The following is a 16,504-nucleotide window of genomic DNA, read 5'->3' as shown; positions in this document are numbered from 1 at the left end:
GTCTACCGATTAACCAATCTACCGGTCCACTCGTCTACCGACTTAGTACCAGTCGATGTTGGAGGAGTAGGCACTGCGCTTTTCGTAGCGGAGGGCATCGGCCAACTGTGAGGAGCGGGCGCGGAAGGAGAAGTTGAAGGAAGAGTAAGGGCGCAGCACGATGTTGCACGACATCTCGAAGCAGTGGAGGTCGCGGGAGAGCCCTGCCGTGGTCATCGAGAGTTTGTGGAAATTGAAGTCGTAGCCCGAAGAGAAAGTGATGTTCCAGCCCTTGGCCAGCGTGATGTTGCCACTCATGTTGAGGGAGTGGGTGAAGGCAAAGGGATAGCGCATGTTGCTGCGGCGGATGGGTTTGCTCCGGTCTTCGCGCATCGTCACGCCGTAGGAGAACGTGAGGTTCCAGGGCATGGAGAACGCCAGATAGCCGTCGGGGTCGACATCGGCCTTCACCTTCTTGTCGGTCTTCTTGGCATTGTGGCGCAGGATGGGGTCGACGTTGGCCTCGTCCATGTCCTTGTCGTCGATGCGGTCTTCGTCGGGAGGGGGCGGGGCATCTTTTTTGTCATCTCCGCCACCAAAGATTTTGTCCCAACCGCGGCCGGCAAGGAGGCCGAAGAAAGTCATGAGTTTCTTGTTGTTGAGGGTATAGGAGAGGTTTTGGCTCATGCCCTGGAAGCGGCCGAAGCGGCCGTAGCTCCACTCGGTGCGGTCGCCCACGTAGACGTTGCCCGTGTTGGGGTCGATCTCGTAGGCATAGGTGGCAAAGGTGGCCGCCATGGAGAAGGTGTAGCTTTTGGTGAATTTGAGGCGCACGCGCATGGAGAGGTCGCTCCACGGACGGGTCTTGGCAGCGAGGTTGTAGGAGATGGATCCGGAGAGTTCGTCGATGAGGGAAATCTTCCGGTAGCCGCTGGTGTCGCGTTCCGACTTGACCTTCATCTCCAGATTGTTGGAGAGGGAGAGGGCCACGCTCCCCTGTCGCGGACTGTTGGGATAGCCGAAAGCGCCGTTGGCATAGGGCGAGTAGGGCACGAGCGATACGTTGCCCGAAGCATCGGTCTTGACGTAGTGGGTGGTGTAGCCGTAGCTTTCCTGCGTGAAGTCGGGCGCATAGGAGAAGCTCACCGTGGGCTTGATGACGTGGCGGATGGCCTGGACATGGTCGCCGAAGAGTTTGCGCCACGGCTTGTAGAATCCGTAGAGGGTGGTGTTCGCACCGACCGAAGCGTTCCAGTCGTAGAGGTTGTAGAAGCCCGTCTCGTCGCGTACCTCTTCGGACTGCGTGGCGGTGTTCCAACTCTTCTGTTGGCGCTTCATGTAGGTGCGTCCGCTCAGGCTGAGGGTGGGCGAGATGTTGATGTATTTGAACAGTTGGAAGTTGGCATCGATGGGGATGCGGTGGTTCATGCCGTTGCGCCAGTCACGCACGAGGCTGGACTTGAAGAGGCGGCTTTCGGTGGTGGAGATGGAGTTGGTGATTTGTCCGGAGTAGGACATGGAGATTTTCTCATACCACCGCTCTTTGCCCACGGCTTTGCGGCGACGCAGGGGATAGAAGCGGGCCACGGAGATGGAGAGGTCGGGCAGGGTCACGTCGAGCGTGTTGTTGCGCATGTTTTGCGTGATGTTGGTGGAGCCCGAGAGGCTGAGTCCGAGGGAGGGGACGGCGTGGGTGAAGCTCACCGACGAGGCGCGGGTGGACTGGGTGTAACTCAGCGGGTTGTACATCGAGTTGAGGTTGCTCCGCTCGTAGTTTTGCGTGGCAAAATTGACGCGCGCCGAGAAGGTGGTGTTGGGGTTGGCCTTGGCGTCGGACGAGTGGTTCCACTGCACTTTGAGGCTCGTCTCCTTGGAGTAGTCGGGCATGTTCTTGTCGCCCGTCACGGTGGTGAGGTACGACACGTAGACATTGCCGCGATAGCGATAGCGGTGGGTGTAGTTGCTCTCGGCCGACACACCCCAGGATCCTTTGGTGTAGAGTTCGCCGAGGAGTTTGAGGTCCATGCGGTCGGAGAGGGCGAAGTAGTAGCCGCCGTCGCGCAGGTAGAAACCGCGGGAAGTCTCTTCGCCGTAGGTGGGCATGATGAGTCCCGAGGAGTAGGAGCGGTTGAAGGGGAAAAATCCGTAGGGAACGGCCAGCGGGAGGGGCACGTCGGCCACAACGAGATAGGCCGGACCGAAAAAAGTTTCTTTCCCCGGACTCACTTTCGCGCGGGTGAGTCGGAGGCAGAAGTGGGGGTGATCGGCGTCGCAGGTGGTGTACTCCGCGTTTTGGAGGTAGAAGTAGCCGTCGTTGGAGCGCTTCGAGTCGGCCGAGCGCATGAAGCCTTCGCCCTGGGTGGTCTTGACGTTTTGGATGAAGCCCTTTTTCGTCTTGAAGTTGAACGACATGCGTTCGCTCTCGTACTCCTCGCTCCCTTGCTTGTAAATGGGCTTCCCTTTGAGTTCGTGGGTGAGCGAATCCTCCACCCCGCTGGCGTGCACGAGGTTGGAGTCGAGGTTCATCCGGATGTAGTCGGCCGTGAGGGCCATGTTCTGATAGTTCACCTTCGCGTCGCCGTAGAGATGGGCAAATCCCGTGGCGGCATCGTAGACGAGGGAGTCGGTGGCGGTGTAGTCCACTGGCGCTTCAAGTCCGGTCTTTCGACGGGTGGTGTCGGCCGCCACGGTGTCGGTGTAGTGAAACACGGCAATCGTGGTGTCGCGCTTCAGGCGGCCGCGCAGACTGTCGAGCAGGGCGGCCGTGGCACTGTCGCTCCGAGCGCGCAGCACGCTGTCGGGCAGGGCGGCCGCGGCCGGGGCTTCGGGATGCAGACTGTCTGTCGGCATCGCTGTCGGGGCTGTCGGGTTCGAAGCTACCGAGGGGTTCAACCCCAGGGGTGTCGCGGGGGTGAGGATGTCCGGCGCTTCGTGTCCGTCACGCCCGAGGCCACAGCCCGTGAGCAGAAGCAGGATGCCCCACAAGAGGAGGCGGAAACAGAAGCGGGGAAAACTGTGGTGTGGCAAAGGGAGAGAAGGATGAAAGTGGAAGACTCAAAGGAAAGAGGGTCGGCACGGCACGACTCATCTTGGGGCATTTCTACGTATGGTGTTGCGATGGTGTTGCGAAGCCCATCGAAAGGCTACTCGAAGCGTTCGGCCCACTGCCAAAAGGTACGCACGCCGGCTTCGCCAAAGGGCGCCAGACTGCGGGCGGTGGCTTCGAGGCTGCGCTCACGCTCGGGATGGCTCTTGGAGTAGAACTTGTCGGCGTAGCACACGATGGTCTCTTCCAGCGTTTCGGGCAGGAAGTCCTGCAGCGGGAGGGGCAGGCCGCGGTCGATGATGTTCTGCCGCGTGAGGCCCGTCCCCGTGTGGCGCTCGCAGATGCGGGCGATGTCCTCCCGCCCTTCCTCGCGCATGAGTTCGGCTCCGAGACGGCCGTGCAGCAGATAGGGGTGCGTGCCGTGGCAGTGGATGCCGGGGGCATGGGTGAGGAAGATGCCGATGTCGTGGAGCATGGCTCCCTCGACGAGCAGAGTGCGGTCGGCACCGAGTTCGGGATGGCGGTCGGCGATGAGCAGTGCGCGCTCCATCACCTGCCGGCTGTGGTGCAGGAGCAGTTGCCGCAACGGGCCGTCCTCGGGGTAATACTTATCAATAATCTGCGGATAAATCATAAGACTGAGCTGTGGGTGCAGCGGCGCTCTGCCGCCGACGCCGAGATAATCTACCGTGCAAAATTACACATTTCTCTGTAAAGTCCCCTCTTTTGATTCTAAAATAATGTGAGTGAGCGGAAAAGGGGCAACACCGAGGGTGGTGGAAATGGGGAATGGAAAATCCGGTCCGCCCCCTGAGCAACACACGAAAGCAGCCCACCTCGCAGGAGATGGGCTGCACAAGTCAAGAAGGCAGCTTGAAAATACATTCGCGCACATCGCCAACTCCTTGACACCGCAACAGTAGACAAGAATCCGACATCCGGCCAAAAATCATCAGCAAAATCTACCTCAGAGGTAGAAAATTTTTTCTCAGACGTAGAAAAAACTACCTTAGACGTAGAAAAAACTATCTCTGAGGTAGTTTTTTTGTTCAATTTGGTGAGATGGACCGACCTCGCAGATGATTGTCTCAGAAAGCAGCCCACCGCCATCATCTATATTACGGACAGGCAGGCATGGCAGGTCGCTGAAGGCAAGCCCGCCACCGTCATCTATGGAGCGGACAAGCAGGAGTAGCAGGTGCTGAAGGCAGCCCACCACCATCATCTATGGAGCGGACAAGCAGGAGTAGCAGGTCGCTGAAGGCGACACCTTTGCATAACCCCACGTCCTCGTGGGGTGGATGCGGCCGGAGAGGATGCTGACTGAAGGTCAGCCCGATGGGGAGGTCTGCACATATTTCACAGAGAATGACAACTATCTATGAGGCTATCGGGCTGGCTTTCAGCCAGCTTTCCTCCATGCTCTGCCCACCTCGGGAGAACCCGAGGTTATGCAAAGGTGTCGCTTTCAGCGACATCGCAAGCCAAAACCAAATGAAGTCGAGCGCTGTGCTCAGGCGTGGCAGGTCGCTGAAGGCAGCCCGCCACCGTCATCTATGGAGCGGACAAGCAGGAGTAGCAGGTCGCTGAAAGCGACATCGAAAGCCAAAGCCCAGACAGATCTCAATCGAACAAATACAAGGTCGAATGAAGTCGATCCCGACAATCAGGAGAAGGAAAAGGTCTGAACCGATTTATCCGGTTTCTCGTTCGAGAGAGCAACTACGATTGGTTTCAATATTTGACCACAAAAACGGGGGTTGAAAAAGCATCGGCACGACGCCCACAGCACGAATTCGACCCACCGCGAGAAAAAACACCGACATTTTTGCCGGCGCTTTGACAAAAAAAGGTAACTTTGCAGGAATGATAAGTAGGTGTTCAGAATTAATTGACACTATACTTTGTCTCCATTTCTCGTCAGATGGTCTTTGTGAAGAAGGAGTGTAGCCGGCTGCACGAAGGATGAACAAAGACGAGAGGGCGGAAAAGGGAGACAAAGATAGGGCCAAAGTAGAGATTCACCAACGACTATATTTTGAAGGCCCACTTACTCCACCATATCTCCATCAACGACCCCACAAAACATCAGATTATGAACCACAAAGCCCTCCTGTTCCTCCTCCTGCTCCTCGCGCCCGTCCTCCCCGCCGCCGCACAAAATGCAGCGCGCTACGGCTGCCTGAGCCGCCAAGCCCTCCTCCGACAGATGCCCGAAACCCACCGCGCACAGCAGGAACTCGACTCTCTGCGCGCACAGTTCGACCGCGAAACGCAATACAACGAGGCCGGATTTCAACGCCAATTTTCCGAATTTCTGCAAGTCCAGAAGAGCCTCTCCGAGCCTCTCCTACGCAAGCGGCAGGCCGACCTCCAAGTGGCCATGGAGCGCGCGCTGGCCTTCCGCCGGGAGGGTCAGGCGCTGCTCGACGACGCCCGCAAGCGCCTGTTCCGCCCCATCGAAGAGCGGCTCGATGCGGCCATCCGCGTGGTGGGAGCTGAGCGCGGCTACGACCTCGTGATCGACACCGACAGCAGTGCCGCCCCCTACGTCAGCCCCACTCTCTCGGAAGATGCCACGCCTTTCGTGCGCGAAAAACTGGTTCAACACTAATTCTCATCCTCCATGATCGGCGTGTTCGACTCAGGCTATGGCGGCCTGACCATTCTGCGGCAAATTCGCAAACTCCTCCCTCAGTACGACTACCTCTACCTTGGCGACAACGCACGAGCCCCCTATGGTTCGCGCTCTTTCGATGTGGTCTATCGCTACACCCTCGAAGCCGTCACCGCCCTCTTCGACCGCGGTTGCGAACTCGTCATCTTGGCCTGCAACACCGCCTCGGCCAAAGCCCTCCGTTCCATTCAGCAGAACGACCTCGCCCGCCTCGGCAGCGAGCGCCGCGTGTTGGGCGTCATCCGCCCCACGGTGGAGGTGGTGGGCAGCCTCACCCACTCCCGTCATGTCGGCATCTTGGCCACGCAGGGCACCATCCGCTCCCGAAGTTACGAACTCGAACTCCACAAGAGCAACCCCGACATCTCGGTCACGGGGGTGGCCTGCCCGATGTGGGTGCCGCTGGTGGAAAACTGCGAGTACGACTCGCCCGGTGCAGACTATTTTGTTCAAAAGCGGCTCGACGAGGTGTTCCGCCTCGATCCCGACATCGACACCCTCGTCTTGGCCTGCACCCACTACCCCCTGCTCATGAACAAAATCGTGAAGTATGCCCCCCCCTCCGTGCGCATCATCCCTCAGGGCGACTATGTGGCGGCTTCGCTGCAAGACTACCTCCGCCGCCATCCCGAAATGGACGTCCGCCTCTCTCGGCATGGCAACGTGCGCTTCCTCACCACCGAAGATCCGGAAAAGTTTCTCGAAAATGCCGCCATCTTCATGCCCTCCACCGATATTGAGGTGGAGAAAATAACCCTCTAAATCCCACCCACTATGGCAAAAACGAAAGGCACACGCCTCACCAAAAAAGAAATACGCAACCGCCTGCTGCAGATTTTTGAAGACAGCGAAGGCGCGATGCTCAATGTCAAAGACCTCTTCCGCCGCGTGGGGGCGATGAACCACCCCGCCAAGATGCTCACCCTCGAAACGCTGGGCGACTTGGTGCTGGACGACTACCTCACCACCGACCAAAAAGGCAACTACCGCCATGCCGTGCGCGACGTGCAGGTCATTGAGGGCGTGTTCCGCCGCAAAAAGAACGGACACAACGTCTTCGTGCCCGACGATGGCGGCAAAGACATCCTCGTCACCGAACGCAACTCCCACCATGCCCTCGATGGCGACCGCGTGCGGGTGACGATGCTCGCCCGCCGCCGTGGACACACCCGTGAAGCCGAAGTGACCGACATCATTCAGCGCGCCAAAGACACCTTCGTGGGGCGTTTGCAGGTGGAGCGCGGCTACGGATTCTTGCTCACCGAGCGTGCCTTGGCCAGCGACATCTTCATTCCGAAAGACCAACTCAAAGGGGCAAAAGACGGCGACAAAGCGGTGGTGAAAATCACCGAATGGCCGGACAACTCCAAAAGTCCCATCGGCAAGGTGGTCGATGTGCTCGGCGCACAGGGCGACAACGACACCGAGATGCACGCCATTCTCGCCGAATACGGACTGCCCTACCGCTATCCGCAGCACGTGGAGCGGGCGGCCGAAAAACTGGAGCCCGGCATCACCCCCGACGAACTGGCGCGACGCGAAGACTTCCGCGAAGTGCCCACCTTCACCATCGACCCCCACGATGCCAAGGACTTCGACGATGCCCTCTCCCTCCGTTCGCTCGGCAAAGGCCGTTGGGAAGTGGGCGTGCACATTGCGGACGTGAGCCACTATGTCACCGAAGGCGGCACCATCGACCGCGAAGCCGTGGAGCGCGCCACGAGCGTTTATCTCGTCGACCGCACCATACCCATGCTTCCCGAACGCCTGTGCAACTTCATCTGCTCCCTCCGTCAGGACGAGGAAAAACTGGCCTACTCCGCCATCTTCGAGATGAACGACAAGGCCGACATCCTCCACTTCCACGTGGCCAAAACCGTCATTTGCAGCAACCGCCGCTTCACCTATGAAGAGGCGCAAACGCTCATCGAACGCAACGGGCAGGCTTCGCCCGACGACCTCGCCACCCCCGGCCATCATCCCGCCATCGACGGCAGTCCTCAGCAGCCCAAAGGCGAATGGGCGCACGAAATCCTCACCCTCGACCGCCTCGCCAAACTCCTGCGGGCGAAGCGTTTCAAACGCGGCTCCATCGGTTTCGACCGACCCGAAGTGCGCTTTGAAATCGACGAAAAAGGCCGACCCATCTCCACCTACCTCAAAATTGCCAAAGACGCCAACAAGCTCGTCGAAGAGTTCATGCTCCTTGCCAACCGCTCCGTGGCCGAAAAGGTGGCGCTCGTGCCCAAAGGCAAGCAGCCGAAGGTGCTGCCCTACCGCATTCACGACGTGCCCGACCCCGAAAAGATGGAGAAACTCCGCGGTTTCGTGGCCAAATTCGGCTACAAAGTGCGCACCGAAGGCACGAAGACCGATGTGTCGAAATCGCTCAACAAACTCCTCGAGGAAGTGAAGGGCAAGAAGGAAGAAGGCGTGGTCGAACTCGTGGCGCTGCGGGCTATGATGAAGGCGCGCTATTCCGTGCACAACATCGGCCACTACGGCCTCATGTTCCAGCACTACACCCACTTCACCTCCCCCATCCGCCGCTATCCCGACCTGATGGTGCACCGCCTCCTCGCCCGCTATGCCGAGGGCGGACGCTCCGTGAGTGCTACGAAATATGAAGACCTCTGCGAGCATTGCTCCGAACGCGAACAGATTGCCGCCACTGCCGAGCGCGCCTCCATCAAATATAAGCAAACGGAGTTTATGGGCGAGCGTATCGGGCAGGAGTTCGACGGCGTTATTTCCGGCGTCACGGAGTTTGGCATCTACGTCGAGGACATTCTCACCAAGTGCGAAGGCATGGTACCCCTGCGCGACCTTTCGAGCGACTACTACGAGTTTGACGAAGACAACTACCGCCTTGTGGGGCGCCGCACCAAGCGCGTCTACAACCTCGGCGACAAAGTGCGCTTCCGCGTGGAGCGTGCCAATCTCGAACGTCGCCAACTCGACTTCTCCCTCATCGAAGACCCCGACGGCCTTCCCGTAGCGCCACCGCAGCCCGCCAAAGGCAGCCCGGGCAAAGGCCGTGGCAAAACCTCCTCGCCGGCCGACTACGGACGCAAAAAGGCCAATAAGAAAGCGAATAAAAAAGCCGACAAGAAAGCCGCGCGTTCCGCAGGAAAAAAGAAGCGTAAGTAGGTCGCTTCCCGATGAATCTCTTTTGAACTTTCGGTGGGAGGCTTGCCCCTCCCACCTTTTTCTTATCCCTCACCATGATGTCCCTTTCCCCCTCCCTTTTCCGATTTCTCAAAACCCTGTTGCTCCCCCTCGTCTTCAGTTTTGCAGCCTGCCGGAGCAACGGACAATCTTCTCACCCTCATCCCTCTTCCTCCATGTCCAACACCACTGCCACCCTCTACCTCGCCGGCGGTTGCTTCTGGGGCACCGAACACTACCTCAAGCAAATCCGCGGCGTCATCAACACCCAAACGGGATATGCCAACGGCAACATCGACCATCCCACCTACGAGCAGGTGTGCACCCGACAAACGGGCTTTGCCGAAGCCGTACGCATCGACTACGATCCCGAACAGCTCCCCCTCACCCTCCTCGTGCAACTCTATTTCCGCAGCATCGACCCCACCGCCCTCAACCGCCAAGGCAACGACGTCGGCACGCAATATCGCACCGGCATCTACTACACCGACCCCGCCATACGCCCCATTTTGCAGGCCGAACTCGCCAAACTCGAAGCCCAAATCGGGAAAAAGGTTGTGGTCGAACTCCTCCCGCTGAAAAACTTCTTTGATGCCGAAACCTACCATCAGGACTATCTCGACAAGAACCCCACTGGCTATTGCCACATCCCCCGCTCCCTCTTCGAGTTTGCCAAAACCGCCAACGCCGCCCCGCCCTCGAAAACCTTCGAGCGCCCCTCCGATACCGACCTCAAAACGCGTCTTTCCGACCTCCAATATGCCGTTACCCAGCAGGCCGCCACGGAGCGCCCCTACACCAACGAATATGCCGCGGAGTTTCGCGAGGGCATCTATGTAGACATCACCACCGGCCAACCTCTCTTCCTCTCCACCGACAAGTTTGAGTCGGGCTGCGGCTGGCCGGCCTTCTCCAAACCCATCGATCCCCACCTCTTGGCCGAACACCACGACAGCAGCCACGGCATGGAGCGCACCGAGGTGCGCAGTGCCCGCGGCAACGCCCATTTGGGTCACGTCTTCAACGACGGCCCGAAAACCTCCGGCGGACTGCGCTACTGCATCAACAGCGCCTCCCTCCGCTTCGTGCCGAAGGCCGACATGGCGCGCGAAGGCTATGCCGCTTGGCTCCCCTTGCTCGAAACGCCCGCGACGGGGCATTGAATAGCAACAGAGAACGGGGCAGACTTCTTGGATTTTTCTAACCTCTGGTAAAAAAGCGCAAAACATTTGCCGCTGTCCCTCGAAAAAGGTATTTTTGCCCCTATGAAACAGATTTGCCTTCTTTTCCTCCTCTTCGCCGCAAGTCTCGTCCCGATGCGGGCACAGACCGATGCGCCCCAAAGCGATGCACGACCCGAAGCCGCCGACAGCCTGGCAGCCCCGCCCGCGATGCGGCCGCTCACCTCCACCCTCTGGCCCTCGGCCTGGTGGGGCAGCACGCCCCTCCACACGGGGCTCAATGTCGGGGTGGGGCTCGGAGTGGGTGTCGCCTTCGGCAAAAACGCCCCCTCGGGAGCAGGCTTCATGCAAAACCTCTCGCTCCACTACGTCCGCCCCCTCTCCCGGCACTTCGACCTCTCCCTCGGGCTCTACGGGCAAAACCAAAGTTGGGGCAGCTACACCGACCGCACGGTGGGCGTTTCGGCCATGGTGCGCTATCAAGCCACTGAGCGCCTCAACCTCTATGCCTACGGCGCGCGCACCCTCGTGGCTGCCCGCTCTGCCGAACGGATGTTTCCGACCAACAGCCTGCTGCACAACCACTTCGCAGGCCCCTTCTCGCCCTTCTTCCGCACGCCCGACACTCTCCTCGGTGCCGCAGCCCAATTCAAGATCGGCGAAAAGGCCGCCATCACCCTCTCCTTCGACTGGCAGCAGTACGACCGCCCGTGGTAAATGCGCTTCAGTCTCCTCTTTCGGCTCAATTTCAGCCATTTGCGGCGAATTTTCATCCAAAAGTTTGGCGCAACCACAAGAAAGTCGTACCTTTGCAGCCGATTTTAGAGTCCGTCGGGGCTGAACAAGCGAGCGTAAGGCCTACGCTCCGCCTCCCGGAAAAACCCGTTTATACATCAACCTCAAATGTACGCAATCGTAGAGATTAACGGTCAGCAGTTTAAGGTGGAACAAGGACAGAAGCTCTTTGTCAACCACATCCAGAACGCCGAAAACGGCCAAACTGTTGAATTTGACAAGGTGTTGCTCGTCGACAAAGACGGTGCCATCACCGTGGGCGCCCCCACCATCCAGGGCGCAAAAGTAGTTTGTGAAGTCCTCGATCACCTCGTGAAGGGCGACAAAGTCCTCATCTTCCACAAGAAGCGTCGTAAGGGCTACCGCAAGCTCAATGGCTATCGCCACCAGTTCACTCAAGTTTCCGTCAAGGAAGTAATTGCTTAACCCCTAAAAACAGAAGACAATGGCACATAAAAAAGGTGTAGGTAGTTCTAAGAACGGCCGCGAATCGGCTTCACAACGTCTGGGTGTTAAGATCTGGGGTGGCCAAACCTGCGCTGCCGGCAACATCATCGTTCGCCAGCGCGGCACGGTTCACTATCCCGGCAAAAACGTAGGTATGGGCAGCGACCACACGCTCTTCGCCCTCACCGACGGTGTGGTGATGTTCAAGCGCGGTCAGCGCGACCGCAGCGTTGTTTCGGTTGAGCCCCAGGCCTAACCCTCCACACACGCCCCGACCCGTTCGGAACAACAAAGACAACTCGCTTTCCCACGTTGTGGGAGAGCGAGTTTTTTTGTGTGCCTGTGTCCCTGCCCATCCGCATCCCTCCCCCTCACTCCTCCGTCTTGGCGAGGCGCTTTTTGGGCGTGATGCCCAGTTCGCGAAGTTTCTCCACCTGGCTCATCACGTTGCCGCGGCCGTTGTAGAGCTGGCTGCGGGCTTTGGTGAAGGCTTCGCTCAGACCGTGGATTTTCTTTTCCACCTCGTCGAACGTGTCGGCAAAGGTCGCCACCTTGTCGTAGAGCAAGCCTGCCCGCTGCACAATCTGCTCCACGTTGCGCGTTTGGCGGTCGTACTGCCAAAGATTGTAGGCCAGTTTGAGCGCCATGAGCAGGTTGCTGGGCGAGATGATCACCACATGGCGCTGGTAGGCATATTGGCTGAGGGTGGCGTCGGCCTGCATGGCGGCCACATAGCTGCTCTCGTTCGGCACGAACATCAGGACAAACCCGATGGCACCGTCCACCAGTCGGCTGTAATCCTTCGCCGCCAGTTCGTCGACATGCCGCCGCACGCTCGCCACGTGTTCTTTCAGCAGACGCGTCCGTTCGGCTTCTTGGTTTTCGGGCGTGGCCATAGCGGCGGTGTAGGCCGTAATCGACACTTTCGAATCAATCACGATACTGCGTCCTTCGGGAAAGCGCACCACGACATCCGGCCGCAAATCCCGACCCGCTTCGTCCTTCACGTTCTCCTGCACGAAATACTCCTCCCCACGTCGCAAACCGCAGTTTTCGAGCATCGTGGCCAACACCATTTCGCCCCAGTCGCCCTGCACCTTACTGTCGCCTTTGAGGGCTTGGGTGAGTTGGGCGGCGTCGGTGCCGATGCGCTCCGTTTGTTCGCGGAGTTGCGCCACGGCCTGCTGCTGTTGTTGTTGGAAGAGTTGGAGCGTGCTTTCAAAGGTCGAAGCCATCTGCTGCCGACTCGCCGCACTGAGTTTGCCGCTCTCCTCGACCGTCCGGCGGAAGTCGGCAAACTGCTCCTTGATGGGGCGGAGGAGGGTGTCCATCTGGGTGCGGTTGGCCGTTTGCAGATCGGCCTGCTGGGCTTGGAGTTGCTGAAGCGCGGCTTTTTGCAAGGCCTCGCTCTGGGTGCGCCATTGTTCCTGCCAGCGTGCCTCGTCGGCTGCCCGCATTTCGCGCGCTCGCTCCTCCGATTGCGCCAAGAGTTGGCGGGTGCGTTCCTGCTCCTGTGCCAACTGCCGCTCGGCATTGTGTGCGGCGGCCGCGGCGGCGGTGCGCTGCTGTTCCACCTGTGCCGCGAGGTGGTCGCGTTCGGCGGTGAGGGTGGCGCGCTCCGCAGCGTGCCGTGCCTCCGTTTGCGCGTGCAGGCTCTGTTGCCGGCTTCGGCCGAGCCACCAACCGAGGGTTGCGCCCACGGCGAGGGCTGCAAAAAGATAAAGGACGATTTCCATAAAAAAGTGGGGTTGAAATCTAAGAAGATGAGGACGAAAACCGCGCCGTGTCGGTCGAGGACTTTTCCCTGCAGCACGGGCTTCGGCACTTGTTTGCACAAAGTTACGCATTTTTGCTTGAAAAAAGGTAGTTCTGCTGCATAAAAAATACTGACCTCTTTGCAAACTCCCCCAAAAAATGCCACCGCCCATCGAGCGAAAAACACAAAAAGGGGCGGACGAGCGCGGAGTATTTACCTAAGGGATAGGATTTTCTACCTCTTAGGTAGATTTATTTAGCTCTGAGGTAGATGAAAAAGGGGGCGGTGTACTGATTTTCTGTGGATTGAATGGAAAACTTGCGAGGCTTACTCCGTAATGGTGGTAAAAAGTTGAAAGATGCAGAAATAAAACTTGCGATTTGATTTGCAAAAACGAAGTCTATTGCGTAACTTTGAGCAAGAAATCACAACAAAAGCACCATCACACCCCGCCGACTGCCGTGAGGCAGAACGCCCCCGATGCCGACCCGTCCGCCGTGAGGCGCTGCCGTCATCGGACGATGTTTTTTCTCATTCAATTATCCTTTCTATTTTTTGTTTTTAACCCACCTTATTCTATGCCCTCCCCTTACCTTTCCCACAAGGCAGCGCGCCGCCCGCGCCGTCTCGACACACGCAAAGGCTTTGTGTTCTACTTCTCCTGGCTCGACAATCTGAGTTATCTGTCCTCCGAAGAGCGCAACGCGGTGGTGCTCGCCATCGTCGACTATGCCCGCACGCTGCAAGCCCCCACCCATCTCTCGGGGCAGGCGATGGTGGCCTTTGCCTTCTGTCGCGACATCATCCTCCACGAGGCCGAACGCTTCGCCGGACTGGACGACGAGGCCCCAACGGTCGCCCCGACGGCGACGACCGGTGCAAAATCTGCGAGAAACGCCCCCTCTACGCCTGAAAATCAGTCGCCGGCGAAAAATTCGCAACAAATCAACACACACGGTATCATTTCGCCTGAAAATCAGTCGTCCGCTGCTGTCCCTCGCACGCGCGACAGTAACAATAACAGTGACAGCAACAAAGACATCGACAAAAACACTTCCTCTTCTTCTTCCGGCCGAACGAAAGAAAAAGGGGAAGGGGGATTGAGGATTTCCGAAAGTCGGGATGCGGATGCTGTTATTGCTCCTGCCCCCGAAGCGGTTTCCTCTGCCTCTGCTGTTTCTTCTTCCGTTGTTTCTGCCCCTGCGGCATCTTCTGCCACGCCATCCGCTGCCCACCCCACGCCGGCCGAAGTCGAAGCCCTCTGGCAGGCACGCGGCTATCGGTCGAGCGCGCAGGAGTTCTACGACTACAACGAGCAACGGGACTGGTTCACCAAGGACGGGACGCGCATCTGCCGTTGGAAGACGGCGGCGCAAAACTGGGAGCGGCGCTACTGTGAGGTCATCGCTCCTATCCGCGAGCGGGCGGCGGCACAGCAGGCGCTGGAACACCAGCGGCGCATCAACTGCGAGGCGGCGGTGGCCTATCGACGCGAGCAGCAGGAGGAGCGGGAGCGGGAGGCGCGCCGTTCGCGCCTCCTGGCGGTGAGCCACGAGGAGGCGCAGGTGCGTTTTGCCGAAGCCCTTGCTGCCTGCGACGGTGATGCGGAGCGCGCCATCGCTTTGCTCAAAGCCCGTGACATGGCGCGCCTGGCCGAGTTGGAGGGGAGGAGCTGATTGCCGGCGATGTTCTAACGTCGACCGATATTCGCCCCCTTCGGGGACGCATCGCTGTGCCCGACCGCGTTCCGTAGGTTCGTCGTCGCTGCGCGCCGCCTCGCCTACGGCTATTCAAATTCGCCCCCTTCGGGGACCCCTGCGTCCCGATGCGCTTACACACCGCGATGTTATATGTGCTGCATCTGTCCCCGAAAGCATCCGAGATGTTGTGTGAAGTGTGTTGTGCAACGTCCGTCCCCGAAGGGGGCTTCTTTCAATAGCCGTAGGTGAAGAGGGCGAAGCCCGATGAACCTACGGTAAGTCGACAGCCCGGCGGTGCGTCCCCAACGGGGGCGAATATCGGGTGGAGTCCAACCCTACCCAATGGGCGTCCCGATGCGCTTACGCACCGGTATCAGTTTACGATGTATATGCTGCGACCGCCCTTTCTTTTTCAATCAACCTCTAAACCTTTTACCCTCCTTTCCCATGACCAACCAACAACTGTTTGACCAACACATTCTGCCCATCCTGCCGCGCATCAAAACCCTCGTGGCGCGCTACGGCCATGGGCACGGCCATCGCGACGATGACCTGCAAGCCGTGCTCATCGCCCTTTTTGTCAACCTCCACCACTGGCGGAGGGACGAACCCCTCCTCCCGTGGGTCGATGCCGTGGTGCGCCACCGCCTCGCGCGCCTCAGTGCCCGCCGCACCGCTCCCTGGGAGTCGGAACTCGACCTCGACGACTGCACACCGCCGACGGACGAGAGCACCGGCGACAACCTCGGCCACACCCCGGCCGACCCCGGCTCGGTGACGGCCCTCGACACCTATCGCGACCAGCGCCTCGTGCGTGCCGTGATGGGCCTCGCGCCCCACTATCGGGAGATGCTCCTCCGCCGCATTGATGGCGAGAGTTATGCCGAGATTGCTCCCACCGTGGGACTTTCGCCCGAAGCCGTGGCCCACGTGGTGCGCCGCGCCAAAGCCATGCTCCGCACCGCCCTGCGCGAAGCCGAAGGGAGGCGGTCTGAGCGAAATTGGAGTGCGCAGGCGGCAGACGCGCCCTGAAATGTTAAATCCGTGTTAAAGTCGGGGTCGTGTGGCTGTTTTGGAGGTCGAGATGTCTATATATAAATGTAAGGCTTTCGCCACAAGGCGATCATCGGACGGGCCCACCGATGTACCGAAGACGGAAGGCTTACGAAAAAAAATAGTAGTATCACATTCTAAACATTTTTACCTAAACACTTTTACCATTATGATGCAATACAAAGTTGTGACGCGCAAGAACCCCATCAACAAGACCAAGAAGTTCTATCCTGCCCTCGTGAGCCCACAGCCCGTGGACAAGACCAAAATCATCGAGCGCATCGAGAAGCGCTGCACCCTGGCTTCGGCCGACGTGAAGGCGGTGCTCGATGCCCTCGAAGTGGAACTCATCGACTGCCTGCAAGAGGGCTGGAGCGTGCGTCTGGGCGATTTCGGTTCGTTCCGCGTTTCGCTCCGCACGAAGGGCAAGGACAAGGCCGAGGACGTGCAGGCGGAACACATCCTCTCGACCCACGTGGTGTTTACGCCCTCGCCCCGCATCCGCCGTGCGCTCAGCGTGAAGAGCAAGGCGGTGAAGTTTGTGCGCCAAGGTGAGGAGACGGACAAGAAGGCGGCCAAGCCTGCCGGCGGTGTGACGCCCGCTCCTGTGCCCGGGGCATAAGGGACTTTCGGTCTTGGCGGGGCGGTGTCTTGTGGGCATCGCCTCGCTATTTTTTTCTTTTCTACGCTTTCTATTCTAAC

The 16,504-nt window shown here is 59.1% G+C and carries 13 protein-coding genes; 10 read left to right on the top strand and 3 right to left on the bottom strand.

Going from position 1 to position 16,504, the window contains the following annotated elements:
• Positions 1–42: 42 nt before the first annotated feature.
• Together H8527_RS03320 and H8527_RS03315 are read right to left on the bottom strand one after the other, a co-directional pair.
• On the bottom strand, positions 43–2,829 hold the full coding sequence (locus H8527_RS03320) for a putative LPS assembly protein LptD (protein ID WP_222935102.1): 2,787 nt from the start codon (positions 2,827–2,829) through the stop codon (positions 43–45).
• 293 nt (positions 2,830–3,122) lie between these two features.
• Positions 3,123–3,659 (bottom strand): HD domain-containing protein, encoded by a 537-nt coding sequence (locus H8527_RS03315; protein WP_187545574.1) that lies wholly within the window; start codon positions 3,657–3,659, stop codon positions 3,123–3,125.
• Positions 3,660–5,063: 1,404 nt separating this feature from the next.
• On the opposite strand from H8527_RS03315, the gene H8527_RS03310 reads away from it, so the two are divergent.
• The 7 genes from H8527_RS03310 to rpmA all read left to right on the top strand — a co-directional run bounded on the left by H8527_RS03310 (position 5,064) and on the right by rpmA (position 11,549).
• Positions 5,064–5,639, top strand: coding sequence for an OmpH family outer membrane protein (locus tag H8527_RS03310; RefSeq protein WP_255498502.1), 576 nt, complete (start codon positions 5,064–5,066; stop codon positions 5,637–5,639).
• A gap of 12 nt (positions 5,640–5,651) precedes the next feature.
• Positions 5,652–6,464 (top strand): glutamate racemase, encoded by an 813-nt coding sequence (gene murI / locus H8527_RS03305; protein ID WP_187545572.1) that lies wholly within the window; start codon positions 5,652–5,654, stop codon positions 6,462–6,464.
• 12 nt (positions 6,465–6,476) lie between these two features.
• Positions 6,477–8,852, top strand: coding sequence for a ribonuclease R (gene rnr, locus H8527_RS03300; protein ID WP_187545571.1), 2,376 nt, complete (start codon positions 6,477–6,479; stop codon positions 8,850–8,852).
• Between the two features lie 74 nt (positions 8,853–8,926).
• Entirely contained in the window at positions 8,927–10,033 is a 1,107-nt protein-coding gene (gene msrB / locus H8527_RS03295) for a peptide-methionine (R)-S-oxide reductase MsrB (RefSeq protein WP_370539222.1), read from the top strand.
• A gap of 102 nt (positions 10,034–10,135) precedes the next feature.
• On the top strand, positions 10,136–10,768 hold the full coding sequence (locus tag H8527_RS03290) for a hypothetical protein (protein ID WP_187545569.1): 633 nt from the start codon (positions 10,136–10,138) through the stop codon (positions 10,766–10,768).
• 186 nt (positions 10,769–10,954) lie between these two features.
• On the top strand, positions 10,955–11,272 hold the full coding sequence (gene rplU / locus H8527_RS03285; RefSeq protein WP_187545567.1) for a 50S ribosomal protein L21: 318 nt from the start codon (positions 10,955–10,957) through the stop codon (positions 11,270–11,272).
• A 19-nt stretch (positions 11,273–11,291) separates the two neighbouring features.
• Complete coding sequence (rpmA, locus tag H8527_RS03280; RefSeq protein WP_187545565.1) at positions 11,292–11,549, top strand: 50S ribosomal protein L27; 258 nt, start codon at positions 11,292–11,294, stop codon at positions 11,547–11,549.
• Between the two features lie 115 nt (positions 11,550–11,664).
• Here rpmA and rmuC read toward each other — a convergent pair whose 3' ends face one another.
• Entirely contained in the window at positions 11,665–13,029 is a 1,365-nt protein-coding gene (gene rmuC / locus H8527_RS03275; protein WP_187545564.1) for a DNA recombination protein RmuC, read from the bottom strand.
• 598 nt (positions 13,030–13,627) lie between these two features.
• Between rmuC and H8527_RS03270 the strand changes: the two genes are divergently transcribed.
• The 3 genes from H8527_RS03270 to H8527_RS03260 all read left to right on the top strand — a co-directional run bounded on the left by H8527_RS03270 (position 13,628) and on the right by H8527_RS03260 (position 16,424).
• The gene (locus tag H8527_RS03270; RefSeq protein ID WP_187545562.1) at positions 13,628–14,725 is read left to right on the top strand and encodes a DUF6291 domain-containing protein; all 1,098 of its coding nucleotides are present in this window, start codon (positions 13,628–13,630) and stop codon (positions 14,723–14,725) included.
• 471 nt (positions 14,726–15,196) lie between these two features.
• The gene (locus H8527_RS03265; RefSeq protein ID WP_187545560.1) at positions 15,197–15,781 is read left to right on the top strand and encodes an RNA polymerase sigma factor; all 585 of its coding nucleotides are present in this window, start codon (positions 15,197–15,199) and stop codon (positions 15,779–15,781) included.
• Between the two features lie 190 nt (positions 15,782–15,971).
• Positions 15,972–16,424, top strand: a complete 453-nt coding sequence (locus H8527_RS03260; protein ID WP_187545558.1) for an HU family DNA-binding protein — start codon at positions 15,972–15,974, stop codon at positions 16,422–16,424.
• The last annotated feature ends 80 nt before the right edge of the window (positions 16,425–16,504 follow it).

The sequence above is a fragment of the Alloprevotella sp. Lung230 genome (genome assembly GCF_014385435.1).
In the GTDB taxonomy this organism is placed as follows: domain Bacteria; phylum Bacteroidota; class Bacteroidia; order Bacteroidales; family Bacteroidaceae; genus Alloprevotella.
This window is presented reverse-complemented; position numbering and strand designations above follow the sequence as displayed.

Bases quoted from the DNA above. Each gene is read 5' to 3' on its own strand.
- H8527_RS03270 (WP_187545562.1), top strand. From the start codon at position 13,628: ATGCCCTCCCCTTACCTTTCCCACAAGGCAGCGCGCCGCCCGCGCCGT.
- H8527_RS03290 (WP_187545569.1), top strand. From the start codon at position 10,136: ATGAAACAGATTTGCCTTCTTTTCCTCCTCTTCGCCGCAAGTCTCGTC.
- H8527_RS03320 (WP_222935102.1), bottom strand. From the start codon at position 2,829: ATGCCGACAGACAGTCTGCATCCCGAAGCCCCGGCCGCGGCCGCCCTG.
- H8527_RS03260 (WP_187545558.1), top strand. From the start codon at position 15,972: ATGATGCAATACAAAGTTGTGACGCGCAAGAACCCCATCAACAAGACC.
- rplU (WP_187545567.1), top strand. From the start codon at position 10,955: ATGTACGCAATCGTAGAGATTAACGGTCAGCAGTTTAAGGTGGAACAA.
- rnr (WP_187545571.1), top strand. From the start codon at position 6,477: ATGGCAAAAACGAAAGGCACACGCCTCACCAAAAAAGAAATACGCAAC.
- rpmA (WP_187545565.1), top strand. From the start codon at position 11,292: ATGGCACATAAAAAAGGTGTAGGTAGTTCTAAGAACGGCCGCGAATCG.
- H8527_RS03315 (WP_187545574.1), bottom strand. From the start codon at position 3,659: ATGATTTATCCGCAGATTATTGATAAGTATTACCCCGAGGACGGCCCG.
- H8527_RS03265 (WP_187545560.1), top strand. From the start codon at position 15,197: ATGACCAACCAACAACTGTTTGACCAACACATTCTGCCCATCCTGCCG.
- rmuC (WP_187545564.1), bottom strand. From the start codon at position 13,029: ATGGAAATCGTCCTTTATCTTTTTGCAGCCCTCGCCGTGGGCGCAACC.
- msrB (WP_370539222.1), top strand. From the start codon at position 8,927: ATGATGTCCCTTTCCCCCTCCCTTTTCCGATTTCTCAAAACCCTGTTG.
- murI (WP_187545572.1), top strand. From the start codon at position 5,652: ATGATCGGCGTGTTCGACTCAGGCTATGGCGGCCTGACCATTCTGCGG.